The 18,716-nt window shown below is 32.4% G+C and carries 15 protein-coding genes; 12 read left to right on the top strand and 3 right to left on the bottom strand.

What is annotated here, in order from left to right; genetic code table 11:
* From F7018_RS00965 to F7018_RS00910, 12 genes are all read left to right on the top strand, one after another.
* Nucleotides 1-720 (top strand): hypothetical protein, encoded by a 720-nt coding sequence (locus F7018_RS00965; protein ID WP_150898107.1) that lies wholly within the window; start codon nt 1-3, stop codon nt 718-720.
* A gap of 45 nt (nt 721-765) precedes the next feature.
* Complete coding sequence (locus F7018_RS18825) at nt 766-930, top strand: CPBP family intramembrane glutamic endopeptidase (RefSeq protein ID WP_150898460.1); 165 nt, start codon at nt 766-768, stop codon at nt 928-930.
* Between the two features lie 157 nt (nt 931-1,087).
* The gene (locus F7018_RS00955) at nt 1,088-1,666 is read left to right on the top strand and encodes a hypothetical protein (RefSeq protein WP_150898106.1); all 579 of its coding nucleotides are present in this window, start codon (nt 1,088-1,090) and stop codon (nt 1,664-1,666) included.
* Nucleotides 1,667-1,762: 96 nt separating this feature from the next.
* A complete protein-coding gene (locus F7018_RS00950; protein WP_150898105.1) occupies nt 1,763-2,296 on the top strand; it encodes a hypothetical protein in 534 nt (177 codons plus the stop codon).
* 71 nt (nt 2,297-2,367) lie between these two features.
* Complete coding sequence (locus F7018_RS00945) at nt 2,368-2,850, top strand: hypothetical protein (RefSeq protein ID WP_150898104.1); 483 nt, start codon at nt 2,368-2,370, stop codon at nt 2,848-2,850.
* Nucleotides 2,851-2,855: 5 nt separating this feature from the next.
* A complete protein-coding gene (locus F7018_RS00940) occupies nt 2,856-3,224 on the top strand; it encodes a hypothetical protein (RefSeq protein WP_150898103.1) in 369 nt (122 codons plus the stop codon).
* A gap of 94 nt (nt 3,225-3,318) precedes the next feature.
* Nucleotides 3,319-4,002 carry a hypothetical protein gene (locus tag F7018_RS00935; protein ID WP_150898102.1) on the top strand — a complete coding sequence of 228 codons (684 nt, stop codon included), beginning with the start codon at nt 3,319-3,321 and terminating at the stop codon, nt 4,000-4,002.
* 62 nt (nt 4,003-4,064) lie between these two features.
* Nucleotides 4,065-4,406, top strand: a complete 342-nt coding sequence (locus F7018_RS00930; RefSeq protein WP_150898101.1) for a cyclic-phosphate processing receiver domain-containing protein — start codon at nt 4,065-4,067, stop codon at nt 4,404-4,406.
* A 264-nt stretch (nt 4,407-4,670) separates the two neighbouring features.
* Nucleotides 4,671-5,081 carry a hypothetical protein gene (locus F7018_RS00925; RefSeq protein WP_150898100.1) on the top strand — a complete coding sequence of 137 codons (411 nt, stop codon included), beginning with the start codon at nt 4,671-4,673 and terminating at the stop codon, nt 5,079-5,081.
* A 170-nt stretch (nt 5,082-5,251) separates the two neighbouring features.
* Nucleotides 5,252-6,826 (top strand): leucine-rich repeat domain-containing protein, encoded by a 1,575-nt coding sequence (locus F7018_RS00920; protein ID WP_150898099.1) that lies wholly within the window; start codon nt 5,252-5,254, stop codon nt 6,824-6,826.
* 141 nt (nt 6,827-6,967) lie between these two features.
* Nucleotides 6,968-7,819 carry a hypothetical protein gene (locus F7018_RS00915; protein WP_150898098.1) on the top strand — a complete coding sequence of 284 codons (852 nt, stop codon included), beginning with the start codon at nt 6,968-6,970 and terminating at the stop codon, nt 7,817-7,819.
* A 194-nt stretch (nt 7,820-8,013) separates the two neighbouring features.
* Nucleotides 8,014-8,736: a hypothetical protein gene (locus F7018_RS00910; protein ID WP_150898097.1), complete on the top strand. Its 723-nt coding sequence runs from the start codon at nt 8,014-8,016 to the stop codon at nt 8,734-8,736.
* A 294-nt stretch (nt 8,737-9,030) separates the two neighbouring features.
* Here the strand turns inward: F7018_RS00910 and F7018_RS00905 are convergent, their stop codons facing one another.
* From F7018_RS00905 to F7018_RS00895, 3 genes are all read right to left on the bottom strand, one after another.
* Nucleotides 9,031-10,893, bottom strand: coding sequence for an ABC-F family ATP-binding cassette domain-containing protein (locus tag F7018_RS00905; protein ID WP_150898096.1), 1,863 nt, complete (start codon nt 10,891-10,893; stop codon nt 9,031-9,033).
* 75 nt (nt 10,894-10,968) lie between these two features.
* Nucleotides 10,969-14,979: a M4 family metallopeptidase gene (locus tag F7018_RS00900; protein ID WP_150898095.1), complete on the bottom strand. Its 4,011-nt coding sequence runs from the start codon at nt 14,977-14,979 to the stop codon at nt 10,969-10,971.
* Nucleotides 14,980-15,171: 192 nt separating this feature from the next.
* Nucleotides 15,172-18,654 (bottom strand): M4 family metallopeptidase, encoded by a 3,483-nt coding sequence (locus F7018_RS00895; protein ID WP_150898094.1) that lies wholly within the window; start codon nt 18,652-18,654, stop codon nt 15,172-15,174.
* Nucleotides 18,655-18,716: the final 62 nt, after the last annotated feature.

The following is an 18,716-nucleotide window of genomic DNA, read 5'->3' as shown; positions in this document are numbered from 1 at the left end:
ATGAGTAACCAGTTAGAATTATTACAATCAGAACTCAATAGGACCTGTAATGAATTACAAAAAATAGATAGTAATAAAATAATTATTATACCAGGTTTTGATAACGAATCCCATATTGAATTAAAAGACAAAGACAGAGGTTGTAAGATATATCCATTTTATTTTAGTAAAAATCCAATATATGAGTTCGAATGGGATGGCTGTACTATTTTTAAAACAACAAGCAGTGATGTTAAAAGGCAAGTAGAAATATTAAAAAGTTGGATATTTAAAAAAGCAAAGCCATCAGAAATACAAGTACAGTTCCCTGAAATAAAGCTAAATAAACTTGCAAAATATTATGAAAATGGAGAAGGAATAAAAGGAGAATTTATAGAGAGCTGGAATGATACAGAAGAAAATTGCTCTAAATATTTATCTGTCAACGACGAAGAATATCATATTAACAAAGATATAATTAGATTAACCAAAGAAATGAGAAAGGAAGGGCTTAATGAATCATTAAGAATAGGGACTCGATTATCTTGGTTAATTATATCTCGAACTAGAAGACATATTATAAATGATGATACACCGCATATAGGAATATATTTCTTAGGTAATAATCAAATGAAAATGTATGCTAATTTCAATAAAAAGGAAGAATTGGAAGTAGAAGTAAAATACAAACAACACCTCGAAAGACTAGTAAAAGAATTATTAAAAGAAGAAATAAAATAGCGGTAGCATCCTGTTTAATTGCTAAGTTGAGTACAAAAACACACAATTAATTATAATTTAATCCTAGAATCATCAAATCAAGATTGGCATCTATTCTATTTAACATTTTTTGGCGGAATAATATCAGGATTCCTATATTTCAAATCGAAATCTATTGAACCATCTATTGTCTTTCATGTCTTTTGGAATACAATGGTTTACATTGTATAAAGTCTAATGTCTAACAGCATAACTAAATCAATACAAAAAACATATCCCTTCAACAAAAATATAACCTCTCTAATCCCACTTACAAAACTAGCATGCTTTTAAATAAAAATTCTAAAAAAACCACTTTTACGCTTATACATTAACGCTAATCAACACAATGAAACAAAACAATTCAAAATATATTATTGGATATAAAAACTTATTACTTGGAATTCTAGGTCTAGTTTTTTCATTTCTATTTTACTATTTAAATAAAGAATCCCTAACAACAGGTGGAATTATTATAATGGCTTTGATAGGAATGTCTTCAATGATATACATATGGGATTACATATCTCCAAAAAATAAAATAATTGGAAAGAATACTGAAAAGGCTAAACAAATTAAATTAGATAAAAGAAAAGATCAATTTAAATCTTTAAAAATTGAATTATATAATAAATCTGGATTCACTGCTATAATTAATAACAAAAAAGAAAATATTGAATGGAATGAAATCTCTCAAATAATCATTGTTCGTGAAAATTTATTTATAGAAAATGAGGTTTGTCTATATCTAAGAATCGATAATTTAAAGGGATTTGAAATCTGTGAAACGTCAAGTTATTGGAAAGATTTTAATGATAAACTCATAATTTCATTAAAGGAAATAAATAAAAATTGGTTAGCAAAATTCAAAACTGAACCAATTGAAATAAATAATATTGTATTGTATAAGAGAAAAAACGTCGCTTAATACAGTATATAATTAATAACTAAATCAATTCAAAAACACAAACCCTCTACCCACTTGTAACACTAACACACTTTTAGTACATTAGACATGCAATAATTGAAAAAGAAAAATTATAAAAACATGAAATTCTTTAGTGGTTACAAACAAAAATATATTTGCAATGAGATAACTCTTAATAGTTCTCCAGAACAAATTTGGAAAGAGATAACAGATGTAATGGTTAACAAATTTCCGTATCCTATTTTTCTTTCAATCCTAGGAGTACCTAAACCAGTTTCTGCCAAAGTAATAAAGGAAGGTGTTGGCGGTTATCGAGTTGCTCATTTCTCAAATGATGCAGAGTTTCAACAGGAAATACTTGAATGGGATTTACATAAAAAGTATCGATTCAGTTTCAATGCTTCAGACAATTTTAAAGTGGGACATGTAATGAATTTGTCTAATGGTCCATTTGAAATAAAAACTGGAGGGTATCAGTTGACTAGAAAATCCAACGGAGTTTTATTAGAATTATCAAGTAACTATAAACTTAAAGGGTTTATTGGTTTTATTTTACACTTGCCTTTTCGTTTTGTAACATACAAATTCCAAAAACATTTACTCAAAGCAATCAAAACAAATTGTAAATAAAGCTTGTCCTTAAAACACACAACAAACCATACACAAACCTATTGATGCATTTCCTCACTCAAATCTGATAAATGAAAAAACTGATTTTACATCAAGCTTTACCTCTAACTTTAATTTCATTTGGAAGTATAACAAAATGGAAGTACGGAATTGTAGTTGACGGAACTGATGAATTCTTTTACGGATTTCCGCTAATTTATAAATGTGATGGATTTCATACATCTTTATCTACACAATATTTTCTGACTGAAATGGCAATTGATTTACTAATTTATTTTGCCTTTTGGTTAATAGTAACTTTGACTATTAATCGATTTTGGAAAGTCAATATTCCTAAGCTTTTTTCTAAAGTTTTTTGGATTGGATTTACTGTTTTGTTTTTAGGATTTCTTTACTTATCAAACGATTTAAACGACCAATATAATATAAAACGTGATTTTGATATTAAAATCTTTGATAGCGGAATTACAATTTTCGGAATTCACTCAAAGGACAGAGAAAAGTATCAATCTAAATTAAATACTCAGTCGAAATCCGAATTGAGAAAAGATTAAAAATAATGGACATAAACGAACTAAAAAGAGAATATCTAAATCTTACTAAAACCTGTGCAGAAGTAGATTATTCTGATAAAAAATCTGTGAATAGAAATAATTCTGCAGTTGCAAGAATGTATGAGATTATAAATTTACTTTCAGAAAAAAACAACCAAACTGAAATTCTAAACTTTGCAGAATTACTTACCGTTAAGGAAAATAAAACTAACCTTTGGGTTGCAACCCAAATGCTGGAAAAATTGAAAGTTGATAAAAAAACTGAACAAATTGCATTGAAAATAATTAAAAAGGTGGCTAATGGAAATGGAGCTGAAGCAATGGGGTTTCAAAGTTGGCTATCTGAATATAAATCGAATAAAAATGTTGCTTAATATTATATAATCAATTAAAAAAGCATATTCATCTAACCTCACTTGTAACACTAGCAAGCTTTCAGTACATTAGGCTCGTAAAAATTGAAATTGAATGGGAGTTTGGAACACTAAAATAAAAGGGAATGATACTACATTAGATATTTATTCGAGCTTTTTCGAAAAGTATAATAATGGTGGAAATCAAGTTTGGGTTTCGAATCAAATAAAAAAAGAATTTGCTAACTATTTTTCCGACTCAGACGACAGGAATAATTCATTGTTCGGACTTGCTTTAGCTCAATGGGAAACAAAATCTCTTGAACCAGAAATTTTATTCATGGTCAAAGAAATAATTGATAACGGAATTGACTTGGAATTATGGAAAGAGCTTGGTGCAGATGAAAAGACAATTCAGGAAAGAAAAACTGAATTACAAAACTTCTTAAAACTAATCTCAACTGAAAAACCAAAAGCGAAAAGAAGAGTTCGACCAAAAGTTGAATTTACAACAAATGAAATCGTCCGAATTTCAACTGCTGATGGAACAAAGGAATTTAGAGTAAATGAAGAATTTACGAACGGAAAATATATTCATACAAGTGGAATAATGGAATGGAATTCTGGTGGTGGTGCTGGAATAATTTATTTTAATGGAGAAAGTAAAAAAGTTTCTGCCAAATGGATTGACAATAACAACTTAGAAATAATTCATGAACCTAATTTAAATTTTGTAAAAAAAGAGTGTAAATCCTTTTTCCAAGGAAATGAAGTAAAAATTGAATATAAAACTGAATAAAAAATTGAAAAAGAAGTATTAAACTTAGGAGAAAGAGCACCTAGTTATTCCAAAATAAAAATATGAAAAAGCTTTTTTTAGACGATATAAGAACCATCGAAATGATTTATGATAAATCAATGGAATCTGAATTCGATATCGTTAGAACTTATGATGAATTTGTTACTTACATAAACAAGAATGGATTGCCTAATTATATAAGTTTTGACAATGATCTTGGCCTTGACAAAAACGGAGTTGTAGCTTTGGATGGATTGGCTTGCGCTAAATGGTTAGTTTATGAATCAGGACTTGATTTACGAAACTTAAAATTTAAAGTTCATTCAGCAAATCCAGTAGCATCTGAACAAATAAAAGGGCTTTTAAATAATTATATCAAATATTTAAAAAACAATAGCAAATAGTCCACTTGCAAAACCAACATACATTAAGTACATTAGACTCACAAAAAATGAAAAAGAAACATATAAAAAACAACGCTATATATTTAATTATTTAATATAAATAAGTTGCGTGCAAGTCTAAAAATGAGACTACTAATAGTAAGAGTATTGAAACCTGATTCCATAATCCTGTTGCTTTATGGAGTACTGTCCCTTTTCTGTTTGAGTGCCTATACCTGGAAATTTTCATTTGTTTGGGAACTTATCTTTAGTGTAACTCATTTTATGATAAGACTCTTAGTTATATTAATTATTGGATTTGTTATTGCTAAACTATTAGACAAGAAATTCGGTTGGCAACTAAAAAAATATTTTTTAATCTCAATAATTCAGTTGTTCATCATTTGGGCTATTTCCAACCCAATCAGGACTTGGCAAATAAACAGTTCATTAGAAAAAGCTCAACTGATTATTAAGCCCTTGGAAAGCTATAAACAACAATTCGGTTTATATCCAACTACATTAACAGAACTTGAAAAAACACTAAACAAAAATGTTCCTACAAGAACCAATATTGGAACTCTATATCAATATAAAATAGTCAAAGAACAAGATTATCGACTATGGTTTCAGTCATATTACGGATACGCAGCTTACTATAACAAAGAGAAAGGAGACTGGATAATAACAGATTAAAAAATAAATTCCCAACACACATTGAGTACATTAGACTCGCGAAAATTGAAAAGAAATACTAAAAAACAAAGCTACACATTTAATATATAAATTGACTATGAGTCTATAAAAGCTCCTCATATAAACAAATTGTATGCAATTGAAACAACAATCATAATAAAAACTTTTAAATGCTACCTGAATTAGAACTTACAGAATCAGATGAACTAGGTTATTATATAAAGTTTGAAGATTTATTTACAGATTTTACATCTTTTTACAAGAAAAGTAAAAGCCATTATATAGCAATTAATTTTAGTTTCACTGACGAAGACAACCAACCAAGCGAGATACAACTACAAACACATAAAATTCTAGTGTCAAGCGCAAATAAAATGATGAATAACATCATTCAATACCTAAAACAAGATGAAGAATACTTCTTTGATTTCCATGGTGTTTACAAAGAAATTGAGCATAAACCCTTCTATAATAACCAAAAAGAACACAGTTACACAAGCTATTCAGGCTTTCCATTAGTTAAAGATCCAATAGAATTTATAAATTATATTACTATTGATTCTATAAATATTAGTGATTCTGATCAAGATGATATAGCATTCATAGGGTTTTCTGGTTCTTGTACATGGGAATGTGAGCATGGTTTTGGAGCAGCGTTTCATGGCCAAAAACTTTTACATGTTGCCGATTGGGAATATGGTAATAGTCCTAGTTGGGCTAATAGTAAAGATGAAGATGATCATTTTTTAACACATTATTTCACAAAATTTCATCTGCTCGAAAACTTGAAAGAACGTAAATCTCGGTTAGCAAAATTAAGTCAATCTGTTGAAGTCGAAAATACAGCGCCTTATCAAGAGATTTTTAATTGGTTAGTAGACCTTAAAATGATCTATGGTTACCGAAATAGAAATTCTGATTTAACTGCGGAAGAAATTATAGTACTATTAAACGAAATCAAAGAACTTAGTTTTCATGGAAATCATATCGATCAAATTCCTTCAGGAATTAACTTATTAAAGAACTTAACATCTTTGCATTTGTCGTTCAACAAACTGAAGACTTTTCCTATACAAGTAACTAAATTAACAGCACTAGAAAAACTTACTATTAGTAATAATAAGATAGAACACATACCTGTTGAAATTTCATCTTTAATAAATTTAAAATATTTAAATCTCAATGGTAATAAATTGGAATCAATTCCAAAAGAAATTGGGTTACTAACCAACCTAAAGGATTTAAATTTAGGATCCAATAAGTTTTCGAACTTACCTCAATCATTTTCAAATCTTAAAGTTTTAGAAGATATAAAATTGAATTATAATAAGTTTACAAGTATACCTGATTCTATTTTTAGTATTCAAAGTCTGAAAATTTTAGATTTTTCAAATAATAAAATCAATACCCTTAACCAGTCGATAAGCAAGCTTAAAAATCTAGAATCATTCGATATAAGATTTAATGAAATTAAAAAGTTCCCTGAATCTATATTTACCCAAATATCAAACTTAAATTGGTTAAAAATTTCTGTGAATAAGATTAGTTTGGAAGACTTAAATCATATTAAAACACTTATACCAGAAGAGATAAATTCTGATATTGATGGCGCCATCGACTGTGTGATAGATGATTTAAATAGGAAAAAAGAGAAAACAAATAGTACCGAAAATCAAAATAAATCCACTGGATTTAAAACTTTAGATAAGAATAACAAAAAATGGTGGGAGTTTTTTAGGAGATAAAACTACACAGAACAATCCATATAAATAATTGCTTGTTTCTATCTATAAAAATCCTCACAGTTTTACTATTCAGTTTGTATTTACTAATTTAGTTGACTAAGCACGCAACGGAATCATCCATTAAACGTCAGTTAGAACAATATGAATCAACAATTAATATTCATAATCCTATTTTTCATTCTTTTAAGTTGTAAACAGAATACAACAAACCAATCACAATCAGTAAAAGCTGAATTGCAAACAGACCTTACATTAGAAGAAAAAGAAATTAAAGAACCAATAACAACCGTTGAATCCAAAATTGAAAGATGGTTTGAACCAACTAAATTAGATACAATTTTACATTTTAATAATTCTTATTCAATAATATTAAAGAATACTGATTCAATACCTATCACAGAATATTTTCTTGAAATTGAAGTTTTAGATTCTTTAACTACGCTTCATAATAATAGTCATCGAACTGCTTTAGAAATTGAAAAATATCTTTTAAACATTAATAAAGAATTCGCAAAAAAAGATTCTGCAGGGCTTCACTTAAAAATGACTAATAATAACTGGAAACTTATTTCATTAGACCCAAATACAGACGAGACAGATAACACCTTTGAACATTATTTTAAAGATTTTGGTTTTTATTCTGTTCGTACCCAATGGGGAGAAGGAAATGGATATAAATTAATTAATGACATCAGCGGAGAAACCACAAAATTATTTGGTAGGCCATATTTTTCGGAAAATGGAAAATTCTTAATCTCTGTAAATTCAGATATAGAAGCAGGTTACAGTAATAATGGTTTTCAGTTATTCCAAAATATTAATGGAAAGTTAAAAAATATAGGAAGTTATAAACCTGATGGTTGGGGACCCTTTTCTGCTAAATGGATTGATAATTCTACTGTAATTTTGAAAAACAAAACTATAGAGTTTAAAAACGAAGAAATGAATTATTTAAACTTTTATTCTCAATTAAAAATAAACAACAGTAATTAATACCATATACATAAACTATTAACTCCCAACAAAATAAAACCACAAAAACAAAAAACACAACCGTTAATTACATAAAACCTACCGTTTGTTCATTAGCCTTAGTAAAAGGCAAAGAATACAGCTAAATTAAAAGCAGTATTAACACAAGTAAGTCAGAATACAAGGTATAAGACTTACTTCAAAAACCATTAAAAATGAGCAAGCAATATGAAACAGGAAATGCCAAAAATGTAGCAAACTTACAAAAGCTAATAGAACACATAAGTTTATACACCAACTACAATCCACCAGTAGAAAGCCTTACCGTAGAAAATTTAAATCTACTCTATGCAAATGCACTCAATGCCATAACAGAGGCAGAAGAAAAACGAAATGCAAAGAAAAACGCCATTTCAGTACGACAAGAAAAATACAATACCCTAAAGAAAACCTCAACAAGAGTAATCAATCAATTAGAAATTTTAGGGCTTACAGAAGGAATATTAGCACAAGCAAAACATTTAAATAAACTCATACAAGGAAATACAAAGAAAAAGAAACAAATAGACGAAGCAACAGGAGAAGAAAAGAAAACAATATCAACATCAAGACAATCCTATACCCAATTAGCAGACAATTTTGCAAAACTTATACAACTGCTAACAACCATACCAGCCTACAGTCCAAACTTAGAAGAATTAAAATTAGAAAGCTTAAACGATTACCATGCCTCATTGGTGGAAAGTACCAAAAAGGTAGATCAAACAGAAGCAGCATTCAGTTCTAAGTTAATAGAAAGAAATGCAATACTGTATAAAGATGGCGCAAACTTATATACAACAGTACAAAATGTAAAAAAATATGTCAAAAGTATTTATGGAGCCAAATCACCAGAATATCAAAACATAGCAAAAATTAAATTCATAGTAAACCTATAAAAAACAGGTCATCGATTTTATAAAACTACCAATCTAATTGAATATTCTTGTGTCCTAAAGTATAAAACTAGTGGTCGGTTTTATAAAACTACCAATCCAATTGAATATTCTTGCGTCCTAAAGTATAAAACAAGCGGTCGGTTTTATAAAACTGCCAACCCAATTGAATATTCTTGTGCCCTAAAGTATAAAACAAGCGGTCGGTTTTATAAAACTGCTAATCCAATTGAATATTCTTGTATCCTAAAGTATAAAACAAGCAATCTAAAATAAAAACCAAAAGAAAAGGAAGAACTACTCCCCTTCCAATTTCATAGAAAGTTCAAACCAGCGTTCTTCCTTTTCTTCAATACTTTCAATAATATCTTGAAGCTCCTTAGATTTTTCATTAATCTCATCGGCAGAAAACTCAACATTCATAAACTTCTCTTCAAGAGCAGCCTTTTTCTTTTGTAATCTATCAATGTCTTTTTCAAGTAAGCCCCATTCACGTTTCTCATTATAGCTTAAAACACCCTTTTTAGGAGTTTTAACAGAAGCAACCACTTCTTGCTTTACTTCTTTTTCTTCTTTAGGCTTAGAGTCCTCATAAGCTCTAAAATCAGAATAATTACCAGGGAAGTTATCAACAGCACCCTCACCTCTAAACACAAATAGATTATCAACAATCTTATCCATAAAATAACGGTCGTGAGAAACCACAATCAAGTTACCAGGATAATCCAATAAAAAGTTCTCTAAAACATTCAACGTAACCACATCCAAATCGTTCGTAGGCTCATCTAAAATCAAAAAGTTTGGATTCTGAATCAACACCGCACATAAGTACAAACGCTTTTGCTCACCACCACTCAATTTCTCAACAAAGTCGTGCTGCTTTTTACGGTCAAACAAAAAGCGTTCAAGAAGTTGTCCAGCAGAAATCTTACGACCCTTACTCAACGGAATATATTCACCAAACTCCTTAATAACCTCAATAACCTTTTGCCCTTCTTTAATTACAATCCCTTTTTGAGTATAGTAACCAAACTTAACCGTTTCACCAACAACAACTTTACCACCATCTAACGGAATAGCACCAGTTAACATATTTAAAAAAGAAGACTTACCAGTACCATTTTTACCAATAACACCAATACGCTCACCACGTTTAAACACATAGTCAAAACCATCTAAGATAACTTTATCACCAAACGATTTTTTCATCTTATGAAGCTCTACAATTTTGCTACCTAAACGCTCCATATTAATCTCTAACTGAACTTCATGCTCAGTTCTACGCTTATGCGCTTTCTTCTTAATCTCAAAAAAGTCATCAATACGAGATTTAGACTTCGTAGTACGAGCTTTAGGCTGACGACGCATCCAATCCAGCTCCTTCTTAAATAAACTTTTAGCCTTACTCAAATTGGTAGCTTCTAAGGCCAAACGTTCTTCTTTGTTTTGTAAATAATACGAGTAATTCCCTTTGTATTTATACAATTGACCATTGTCAAGTTCAATAATTTCATTACACACACGCTCTAAAAAGTAACGGTCGTGCGTAACCATAAACAAAGTAATTTTCTCTTTAGCAAAAAAAGCTTCCAACCATTCAATCATTTCCAAATCTAAATGGTTAGTAGGCTCATCTAAAATAAGCAAGTCAGGTTTCTGAATCAAAACAAGAGCCAACGACAAACGTTTCTTCTGACCACCCGAAAGCAAACCAACCTTTTGCTGTAAATTATCCAGCTTTAACTTCGATAAAATTTGCTTGTATTGCGTTTCAAAATCCCACGCATTATGTTGCTCCATCAATTCAAAAGCTTCTTGATAAGCTTCCGTATTATCCGGATTCTCCAAAGCCTTTTCATATTGCTTAATAATATCTAGAACTTTATTATCTGTAGAAGAAATGGTCTCTTCAATAGATAAAGAAGGATCTAATTTATCATCTTGCGATAAATAAGCAATATCAATACCTTTTCTGCTCACTACCTGTCCTGTATCCGACTCATCAACACCAGCAACAATATTTAAAATAGAAGTTTTACCACTACCATTTTTCGCAACAAAAGCTATCTTTTGGTCTTTGTTAATTCCAAAAGAAATGTCTTGAAACAATATTTTTTCGCCATATGCTTTCGATATGTTTTCTACAGATAGGTAATTCATTTGCTAAAATTTATGCAAAGAAACAAAAACCCAAGCAAAAGCTTGGGTTTTCTATCAGATAATAAGTACAACTTATTATTTCTTCATCAATTTAGATTTAAATGATTTTTCACCATTAGAAACCTCAATAAAATACATACCAGTATTCAAACTAGAAATGTTAATACGAGAAGAGTTCAAATCACCAAATAACACAACTTTCCCTATGCTATTTATAATTCTATAATGCATCATTTTACCCGTATCAGGAAGTTTAACCTGAATTTCATTAGTTCCTGGATTAGGATATACCAACATTTTAGAAATAGCATCCTCCTGAGGTGTACCATCAAGTCCAACAATAAAACCACCAGAACCAATCTTAACAGAATAGTCTTCAACTTCACCACTAGAAAAAGAACCACAAGGATTTGGCTCTCTATTATGACGCATAGCAACACGCATTCTCGTTTTACCAGATTTAGCCGAATGTGGAATAGAGAAACTAGTAGAACGATTACCTTGCTGACTAGAAGCATTGGTCATAATACGCTCGTTGTTATCAAAAGAACCATTTTGGTTAAAGTCAATCCAAACAGCAAAAAACATCGTAGGTCTGTTATTACTACTAGCATAGCCAGCACTTACCGTAATTAAAGAACTACCGCCTTTACTAAGATTTCCAACCTTATTCGTAAAGTTAGCATAACCACCATTTGAACCAGAAGATTTAGACATACCACCAACAGCAACATAATCAATCCAAGCAGTGCTCGTACTATTCCCTTGAGCAGAACAATAGGTCGGACCATTATCCACAGTTCTAAAAGTAACAGTAGCAGTAGCAGAAATATTACCAGCAGCATCTTTAGCCTTTACAGAATAGGTATACGAAGTACCCGCAGATAAACCAGTCAAAGCAAAAGAAGTATTTGTGGTAGAACTTACTAAAGAAGTGCCTCTAAAAATATCATAACCAACAACACCAACATTATCAATAGAAGGATTCCAATTTAAAGTAGCTTTCGTTTTAGTAATACCAGAAGCTGTTAAGTTTCCAGGTTTAGAAGGAGCTTCAGTATCAGCTAACGTAGCAAAAGAAACATCAGTTTTAGCAGAAACATTACCAACAGCGTCTCTAGCACTTACAGAATACGTATAAGAAGAATCCAAAGTTAAACCACTAAGGTCAATAGAAGTATTCGTAACAGAGCTTACCAAGTCAGTACCTAAATAAACATCATAACCAACAACACCAACATTATCCGTAGAAGCATCCCAACTTAAAGTAGCAGAAGACATGGTAATATTAGAAGCCACTACATTTAAAGGAACACTAGGAGCTTCCGTATCGTTTAAGGTCATAAACGTAAGTTCAACAGCTGTAGAAGAATTACCAGCCGCATCTTTAGCACTTACAGAATAAGTATACGAAGAATTCATATTCAAACCACTAACAGCAATAGAAGTATTCGCCGTAGATTCAACTAAAGTAGCACCTTGATAAACATCATAGCCAACAACACCAACATTATCAGTAGCGGCATCCCAACTTAAAGTAGCAGACGACAACGTAACGTCGCTAGTCATAAAATTCGTAGGAACTGTAGGCGCTTCTGTATCGGCAGACACAGCAGTAATTACTACTGTATAATCCTCAACTTCACCATACGAAAATAACTTTTCACAAGCAGTAGGCGTAGCATCATATTTCATAACAACACGCATACGAGTAGCCCCTAAAGAAGCATCGGTAGGAACCGTAAACGTACCACTAACAGGAGTCTCATTCGATTTATCTTTAGTCCAAACCGTTTCACCTGGATCAGAAAAATCACCATCTTGATTATAATCAATCCAAACACCATAACCTTCCTCATAAGCAGTAGCACGCCATACAGGAGTAACAGTAATTGTTTGAGAACTACCTCTAGCTAAATCGGTAGAAAGATCGGTATGATCCGTATAACCACTACCCTTAGGAGTCGTATTATCAATACTACCAATTTGAACTCTACCAATATATTCATCGTCAACATTATTTCCTTCAGAAATACAGTAACGCAAAGGAGGAGTACCCGTAGTAGCAACAGAAAGCGTGGCAAGTTTACCACTACCACCGTCCGTACAATTCGCTTTAATAGTACAAACATAAACAGTACCAGGATCTAAATTAGGAACCGCTAAAGAAGTACCCGTAACCGTAAATTCACCAGGGTTTGTAACTCCATCAATGGTACCATTAATATCAATAGTATAAGACATCGCGCTAGGAACGGCATCCCAAGATAAAGAAAATGCTGCATCGGAAATAGAAGAAGAAACAAAATTATCAGGAGCATCTAAGAAACAAAGTTCTCCAACACCTACAGCATACCAAGCATTAATTACCGAAAAAACCTCAGCACTATCCTCACCATACAAATCAGAAGCAGCAATAATAGCGCCCTCTCTAGCATCGGCAAAAGTAGAATTCGCCGATAAATAATTCGCTTCCAAACGGTACGAAATCTTAGCAGCCTTAGTCATACCAATACCAGCAACATTAAAATTATTACCAATATCATTTGTACCAGAACCACCAACAGTAAGCAAGTAGAACCAGTAATTTAAAACACCAGAATTGGTATGCACACCACAATAATCATTAAAAAAACTAGGAAAAGCACAGTTAGGGTCTTTCCAATAAGAACCACCATAAGTATCAGGCTGACTTCTTTCATTAGGATTACTCATAGAACGCAAAGCAACAGCACCAGCTCTTCTATCAATTTCATCACCAATTAACCATACCGCAGGGTCAGGAGCCATATCGTTACCATTACCTTTCGCAAAATGCTCAACAGCAGCACCCCAAATATCAGAAAAACCTTCATTCAAAGCACCAGATTCACGTTGATAAGCTAAATCGGCAGTACTCGTACATACAGCATGTCCAATTTCATGAGCAGCTACATCAATAGAAGTTAATGCATCAAAACGACCATTACCTTCAGCACCATTAGAAGAACCATCACCGTACGACATTACCGAACCATTCCAAAAGGCATTGTCATAATTCGTACCAACATGCACATAACTACGAATAGCAGCACCATTATCGTCAAAACTATTTCTATTATGCTCAGCTTGGAAATAATCATAGGTCATCATAGCACCCCAATGCGCATCTAAAGCAGCATCGTCTTTATTCGCACTATGTTCGGCCGTAGTCCAATTATTATCATTATCGGTAAACTCCGTATAATTGTTAATATAAGGATAACCAGAAGCAGGCTGATTATTAGCATTTCTAGTATACACTTTCCTAGATTCATCATTCAAGCTAAATACGCCACCATCATTTCTAGTTTCAATAGAACGAGTGCCGCTATAACGAGTCTGAGCAGAACCAGCAACCAGCATAGATTCAAAACTTTCTTTAGCATGTTCATGAGAAACATGAGAAACCTCACCTACATGACCAAAGTTGTCTGCGTGCTTAATAATAGGGTTAAAAAACAAAGCTTTACCTGTATGCGCATCAATATACAAGTAACCTCTGCTCAAAGGCTTGGTAGCAAAAATGTCAAACTTGTATGCTAATTTAGGGACATCAGTACGTATAACTTCTCTAGGTAAAATTACCAATTCACCTTCAGGTTTTTGGTAATTATCCATCTCTTTGGCAGCTTTTGGAAACTCCCAAAGGTATTTTTCAGCGCCGGTATGATCCAACGCTTTTTGAAAGGCCTGTTGATTAGAGAGTTTAGGAATAACATTCACTTTACCAACATCATAAAATTGACCATTCATAGTTTTCAATCTGCCATTTTTAGCATGTGCTGTATAGGTGGCAAATTCAACTTTAAGACCCTTAAATTTTTGTTGAAATTTCTTGTGAGTAAAACCGAGGTCATCACGTTTCTCCTTTACTTTTACCAAACCATCGTTGGAGGAGAGTTGAAGTTTTTTTCTAAGAATTTCGGGGGCTTTTTCTAAAGATGATTTAGAAGATTCAACCATCTTGATTCGCTTTAGACTTCTACTTTCTTGTGCTGTGGTTGTTAAGAAACCAGCGAGCATGAAAGATGCTAAAAACACATTTTTAATACAATTGTGTTTCATTGTTCCGGGGGGTTTTGATTAATAAAAAATATGTGAAAAATAAAATTTAAAACATAAAAAGTCTTAAATTTTTATTCTTCACTCAATAAATGTATTAAAAAAATAATTTTTCAACAACGAAAAAAAACGAAAAAAGCCAGAACAAAATTTCGTTCTGGCTTTCCCATATTGCAAGTAAGGTTTTACCCTTTTTTACTCTTTCATTAATTTAGTCTTCAATATTTTTTGACCATCATTAACCTCTAAAATATAAATTCCAGTATTCAATTTAGAAACATTAATTTCAGAAGAAGATAAACGACCAACTTGAACAATTTTCCCAATCGTATTTACAATTCTGTAAGACATATTATTAGCCTCAGAAGACAACTTAATTTGAATCGTATTTTTAGCAGGATTCGGATAAGCCATTAAATTAGAAATAGCATTAGTTCTAATAGTTTCACCAACGATATTAGTATCTACAATACCAACACTAGAAGCAGTAATATTTACTGTATAATCTTCAACCTCACCATCACCTAAATTAGCCTCACAAGCAGTTGGTGCTGAATTATATTTCATAGAAACACGCATTCTAGTTGCTCCTAATTTAGCACCAGCAGGTACTGTTACATTAGTTGTTCTATTACCAGCTGTGGTAGAATTACCAGAAGTAACCTGTTCGCCACTATCAGAAAAATCACCGTCACCATTAAAGTCAATCCATACAACAAAGTATTCGTTATAAGCACTTCCACTAAAACCAGCACTTACTACTAACTGACTTGTACTACCTTGAGCTACTGTAGCAACTTTAGAAGTAAAATCGCCATAACCACCGTTCGCACCAGTAGAATTAGTCATTCCACCAAAAGCAACATAATCAATCCACTCGTAAGTAACACGAGTACCTTTAGAATCACAATAAGAAACTTGGTTATCTAAAGTAGTAACGTTAACAACATTACTAGCAGCCGATTCATTACCAGCAGCATCTTTAGCTTTTACAGAAAAAGAATATGCAGTAGCAGCAGTTAATCCAGTTACATTATAAGAAGTAGCCGTAGTAGTCGACCCAATAACAGTAGATCCTTGATATACATCATAACCTGTTACACCTACATTATCGGTAGAAGCAGACCAATTTAACGTTAAGGTAGTTTGAGCAACACTAGCAGCAGCTAAACTACTAGGAGCAGTTGGCGCAGTAGTATCGGCTTGACCAGCACCAATAACAACTGTATAATCTTCAACCTCACCATATTGAATAGAAGCTTCACAGGCAGTTGGAGTAGCATTGTATTTCATAACAACACGCATTCTCGTTGCACCATTAGTAGCCGAAGCTGGAACAGTAAAAGTTCCACTCACAGGAGTAGTTTTCGATTTAGCTTTCGTCCAAACCGTTTCACCAGCATCAGAAAAATCACCATCTTGGTTATAATCAATCCAAACACCATAACCTTCATCATAAACAGTACCTGTCCATTTAGGAGTAATCGTAATTGTGTTAGAATCACCTTTCGTTAAATTCGTAGAAATAGAAGTATGATCAGAGTATCCATTACCACCTGTAGATGTATTATTAATAGAACCTAATTCAACTTTTTGAATATATTCATCACTAACATTCGCACCTTTAGAGGTACAATACACTAGAGGAGCAGTACCCGTAGTTGTTACAGAAACATTCGCAGCAGTACCACTACCATTAGCAGAACAGTTAGCAGTTACCGTACATGCATATTCAGTACCAGGATTTAAACCTGTAATAACCTGCGAAGTAGTAGTTACCGTAGTAGAAGTACCATTTGCAGTTACTGTATATGATACAGCACCAGAAACAGCAGTCCACGACAATGTAAATCCGTTATCATTAATACTACTACCGGCAAAATTAGCAGGAGCAGCCAAAGCACAAGGCTCAGAATAAGCATCCCCTACACCAACAGCATGCCAAGCATTGGTAACAGATTTAACCTCATTACTATTAGCACCATACAAATCAGTAGCAGCAGTAATAGCCCCTGTTCTAGCATTCGCAAAAGTAGAATTAGCAGATAAATAATTCACCTCTAAACGATATGATATTTTAGCAGCTTTCTCCATACCAATACCAGTAACATTATAAGCATTATTAATATCGTTCGTACCAGAACCACCTACCGTTAATAAGTAAAACCAATAATTTAAAACACCAGAATTCGTGTGAACACCACAATAATCATTGGCACGAGTAGGAACACCACAATTAGGTTCTTTCCAATAAGTACCACCATAAGTATCAGGCTGATTTCTTTCGTTAGGATTGCTCATAGAACGCAATGCAACAGCACCAACTCTTCTATCAATTTCATCACCAATAAGCCATACAGCGTTACTAGGAGCAGTGTCACTACCATTTCCTTTCGCAAAATGCTCAACAGCAGCACCCCAAATATCAGAAAAACCCTCATTTAAAGCACCTGATTCTCTTTGGTAAGCTAAATTAGCTGTATTAGAACAAACAGCGTGACCTATTTCGTGCGCAGCAACGTCAATAGAAGTTAAAGCATCAAAATTACCATTACCTTCTTGTCCGTTAGAAGAACCATCACCATAGGTCATTACCGAACCATTCCAGAAAGCATTGTCATATCCAGGACCACCCGCAATATTATCGTAATGCACATAACTATTAATAGCAGCACCAGAACCATTAAAACTATTTCTATTATGTTTATTTTGAAAATAATCATAAGTCATCATAGCACCCCAGTGAGCATCTAAGGCAGCATTATCTTTAGCAGCATTGTCAAATTCAGCAGCAGTCCAATTGTTATCAGCATCCGTAAAATTAGTAGAAGGATAACTTGGCTGACCACCACTATTATAAGTATTTACTCCATTACCTCTTGTGTTATCACGTAAAGCATAAGTACTTCCAATAATTCTAGTTGTAATAGAACGTGTACCACTATATCGAGTAGCAGCATTACCAGTAGCCAAAGTTTCAATAAACTTAGCACCAATATCATGACTAACAGCTCCTAAATGTTTAGAAGAATGAGCATGCTCATCTAAATGTTTAATAGTAGCATTAAAAAATAAAACCTCACCTGTATGAGCATCAATATACAAGTCACCCCTACTCAAAGGTTTTGTAGCATAAATATCAAACTTGTATGCTAATCTAGCAGTTTTAGTACCAATAACCTCTCTAGGAAGAATGAGTAATTCACCTTCGGGCTTTTTATAATTACCTAAAGCTTTTGCCTCTTTAGGTAGTTCCCATAAGTATTGTTGGGCTCCAGTATGAGCAATAGCTCTATTAAAAGCAGAATTCTTAGATAAGTTCGGTTTTACATTTACCTTACCTACATCGTAAAATTCACCATTCATCGTTTGCAACACGCTATTTTTAGCATGAGCAGAGTACGTTCCAAATTCGACTTTTAAACCTTTAAATTTTTGTTGAAATTTTTCATGAGTAAATCCTAAATTATCTACTTCAGATTTAATTTTTTGTAAGTTGTCATTCGGGGATAATTCTAATTTTTTCCTGATGATATCAGGCGCTTGCTGTAAAGAGATTTTAGAAGATTTCTCGAGCTTAATATGTTTTAATCCTCTATTATCTTGGGCGGTTACCGTAGTAATTCCAGCCAATAATAAAGAAGATAAAAACACATTTTTTAAATAATTGTGCTTCATCGTTTGAAGGGTTTAAGTTAGTTAATTGGGGTGTAATGATAAGTACCTTAAATAAGATAGAA

Origin of the sequence: Tenacibaculum aiptasiae, assembly GCF_008806755.1 — a bacterium.
Lineage (GTDB): Bacteria > Bacteroidota > Bacteroidia > Flavobacteriales > Flavobacteriaceae > Polaribacter > Polaribacter aiptasiae.
This window is presented reverse-complemented; position numbering and strand designations above follow the sequence as displayed.

Excerpts from the sequence above, each read along its gene's own strand:
- F7018_RS00955 (WP_150898106.1), top strand. The coding sequence starts at position 1,088 with ATGAAACAAAACAATTCAAAATATATTATTGGATATAAAAACTTATTA.
- F7018_RS00895 (WP_150898094.1), bottom strand. The coding sequence starts at position 18,654 with ATGAAGCACAATTATTTAAAAAATGTGTTTTTATCTTCTTTATTATTG.
- F7018_RS00915 (WP_150898098.1), top strand. The coding sequence starts at position 6,968 with ATGAATCAACAATTAATATTCATAATCCTATTTTTCATTCTTTTAAGT.
- F7018_RS00920 (WP_150898099.1), top strand. The coding sequence starts at position 5,252 with ATGCTACCTGAATTAGAACTTACAGAATCAGATGAACTAGGTTATTAT.
- F7018_RS00900 (WP_150898095.1), bottom strand. The coding sequence starts at position 14,979 with ATGAAACACAATTGTATTAAAAATGTGTTTTTAGCATCTTTCATGCTC.
- F7018_RS00940 (WP_150898103.1), top strand. The coding sequence starts at position 2,856 with ATGGACATAAACGAACTAAAAAGAGAATATCTAAATCTTACTAAAACC.
- F7018_RS00905 (WP_150898096.1), bottom strand. The coding sequence starts at position 10,893 with ATGAATTACCTATCTGTAGAAAACATATCGAAAGCATATGGCGAAAAA.
- F7018_RS00910 (WP_150898097.1), top strand. The coding sequence starts at position 8,014 with ATGAGCAAGCAATATGAAACAGGAAATGCCAAAAATGTAGCAAACTTA.
- F7018_RS00945 (WP_150898104.1), top strand. The coding sequence starts at position 2,368 with ATGAAAAAACTGATTTTACATCAAGCTTTACCTCTAACTTTAATTTCA.
- F7018_RS00965 (WP_150898107.1), top strand. The coding sequence starts at position 1 with ATGAGTAACCAGTTAGAATTATTACAATCAGAACTCAATAGGACCTGT.
- F7018_RS00930 (WP_150898101.1), top strand. The coding sequence starts at position 4,065 with ATGAAAAAGCTTTTTTTAGACGATATAAGAACCATCGAAATGATTTAT.
- F7018_RS00925 (WP_150898100.1), top strand. The coding sequence starts at position 4,671 with ATGATAAGACTCTTAGTTATATTAATTATTGGATTTGTTATTGCTAAA.
- F7018_RS00935 (WP_150898102.1), top strand. The coding sequence starts at position 3,319 with ATGGGAGTTTGGAACACTAAAATAAAAGGGAATGATACTACATTAGAT.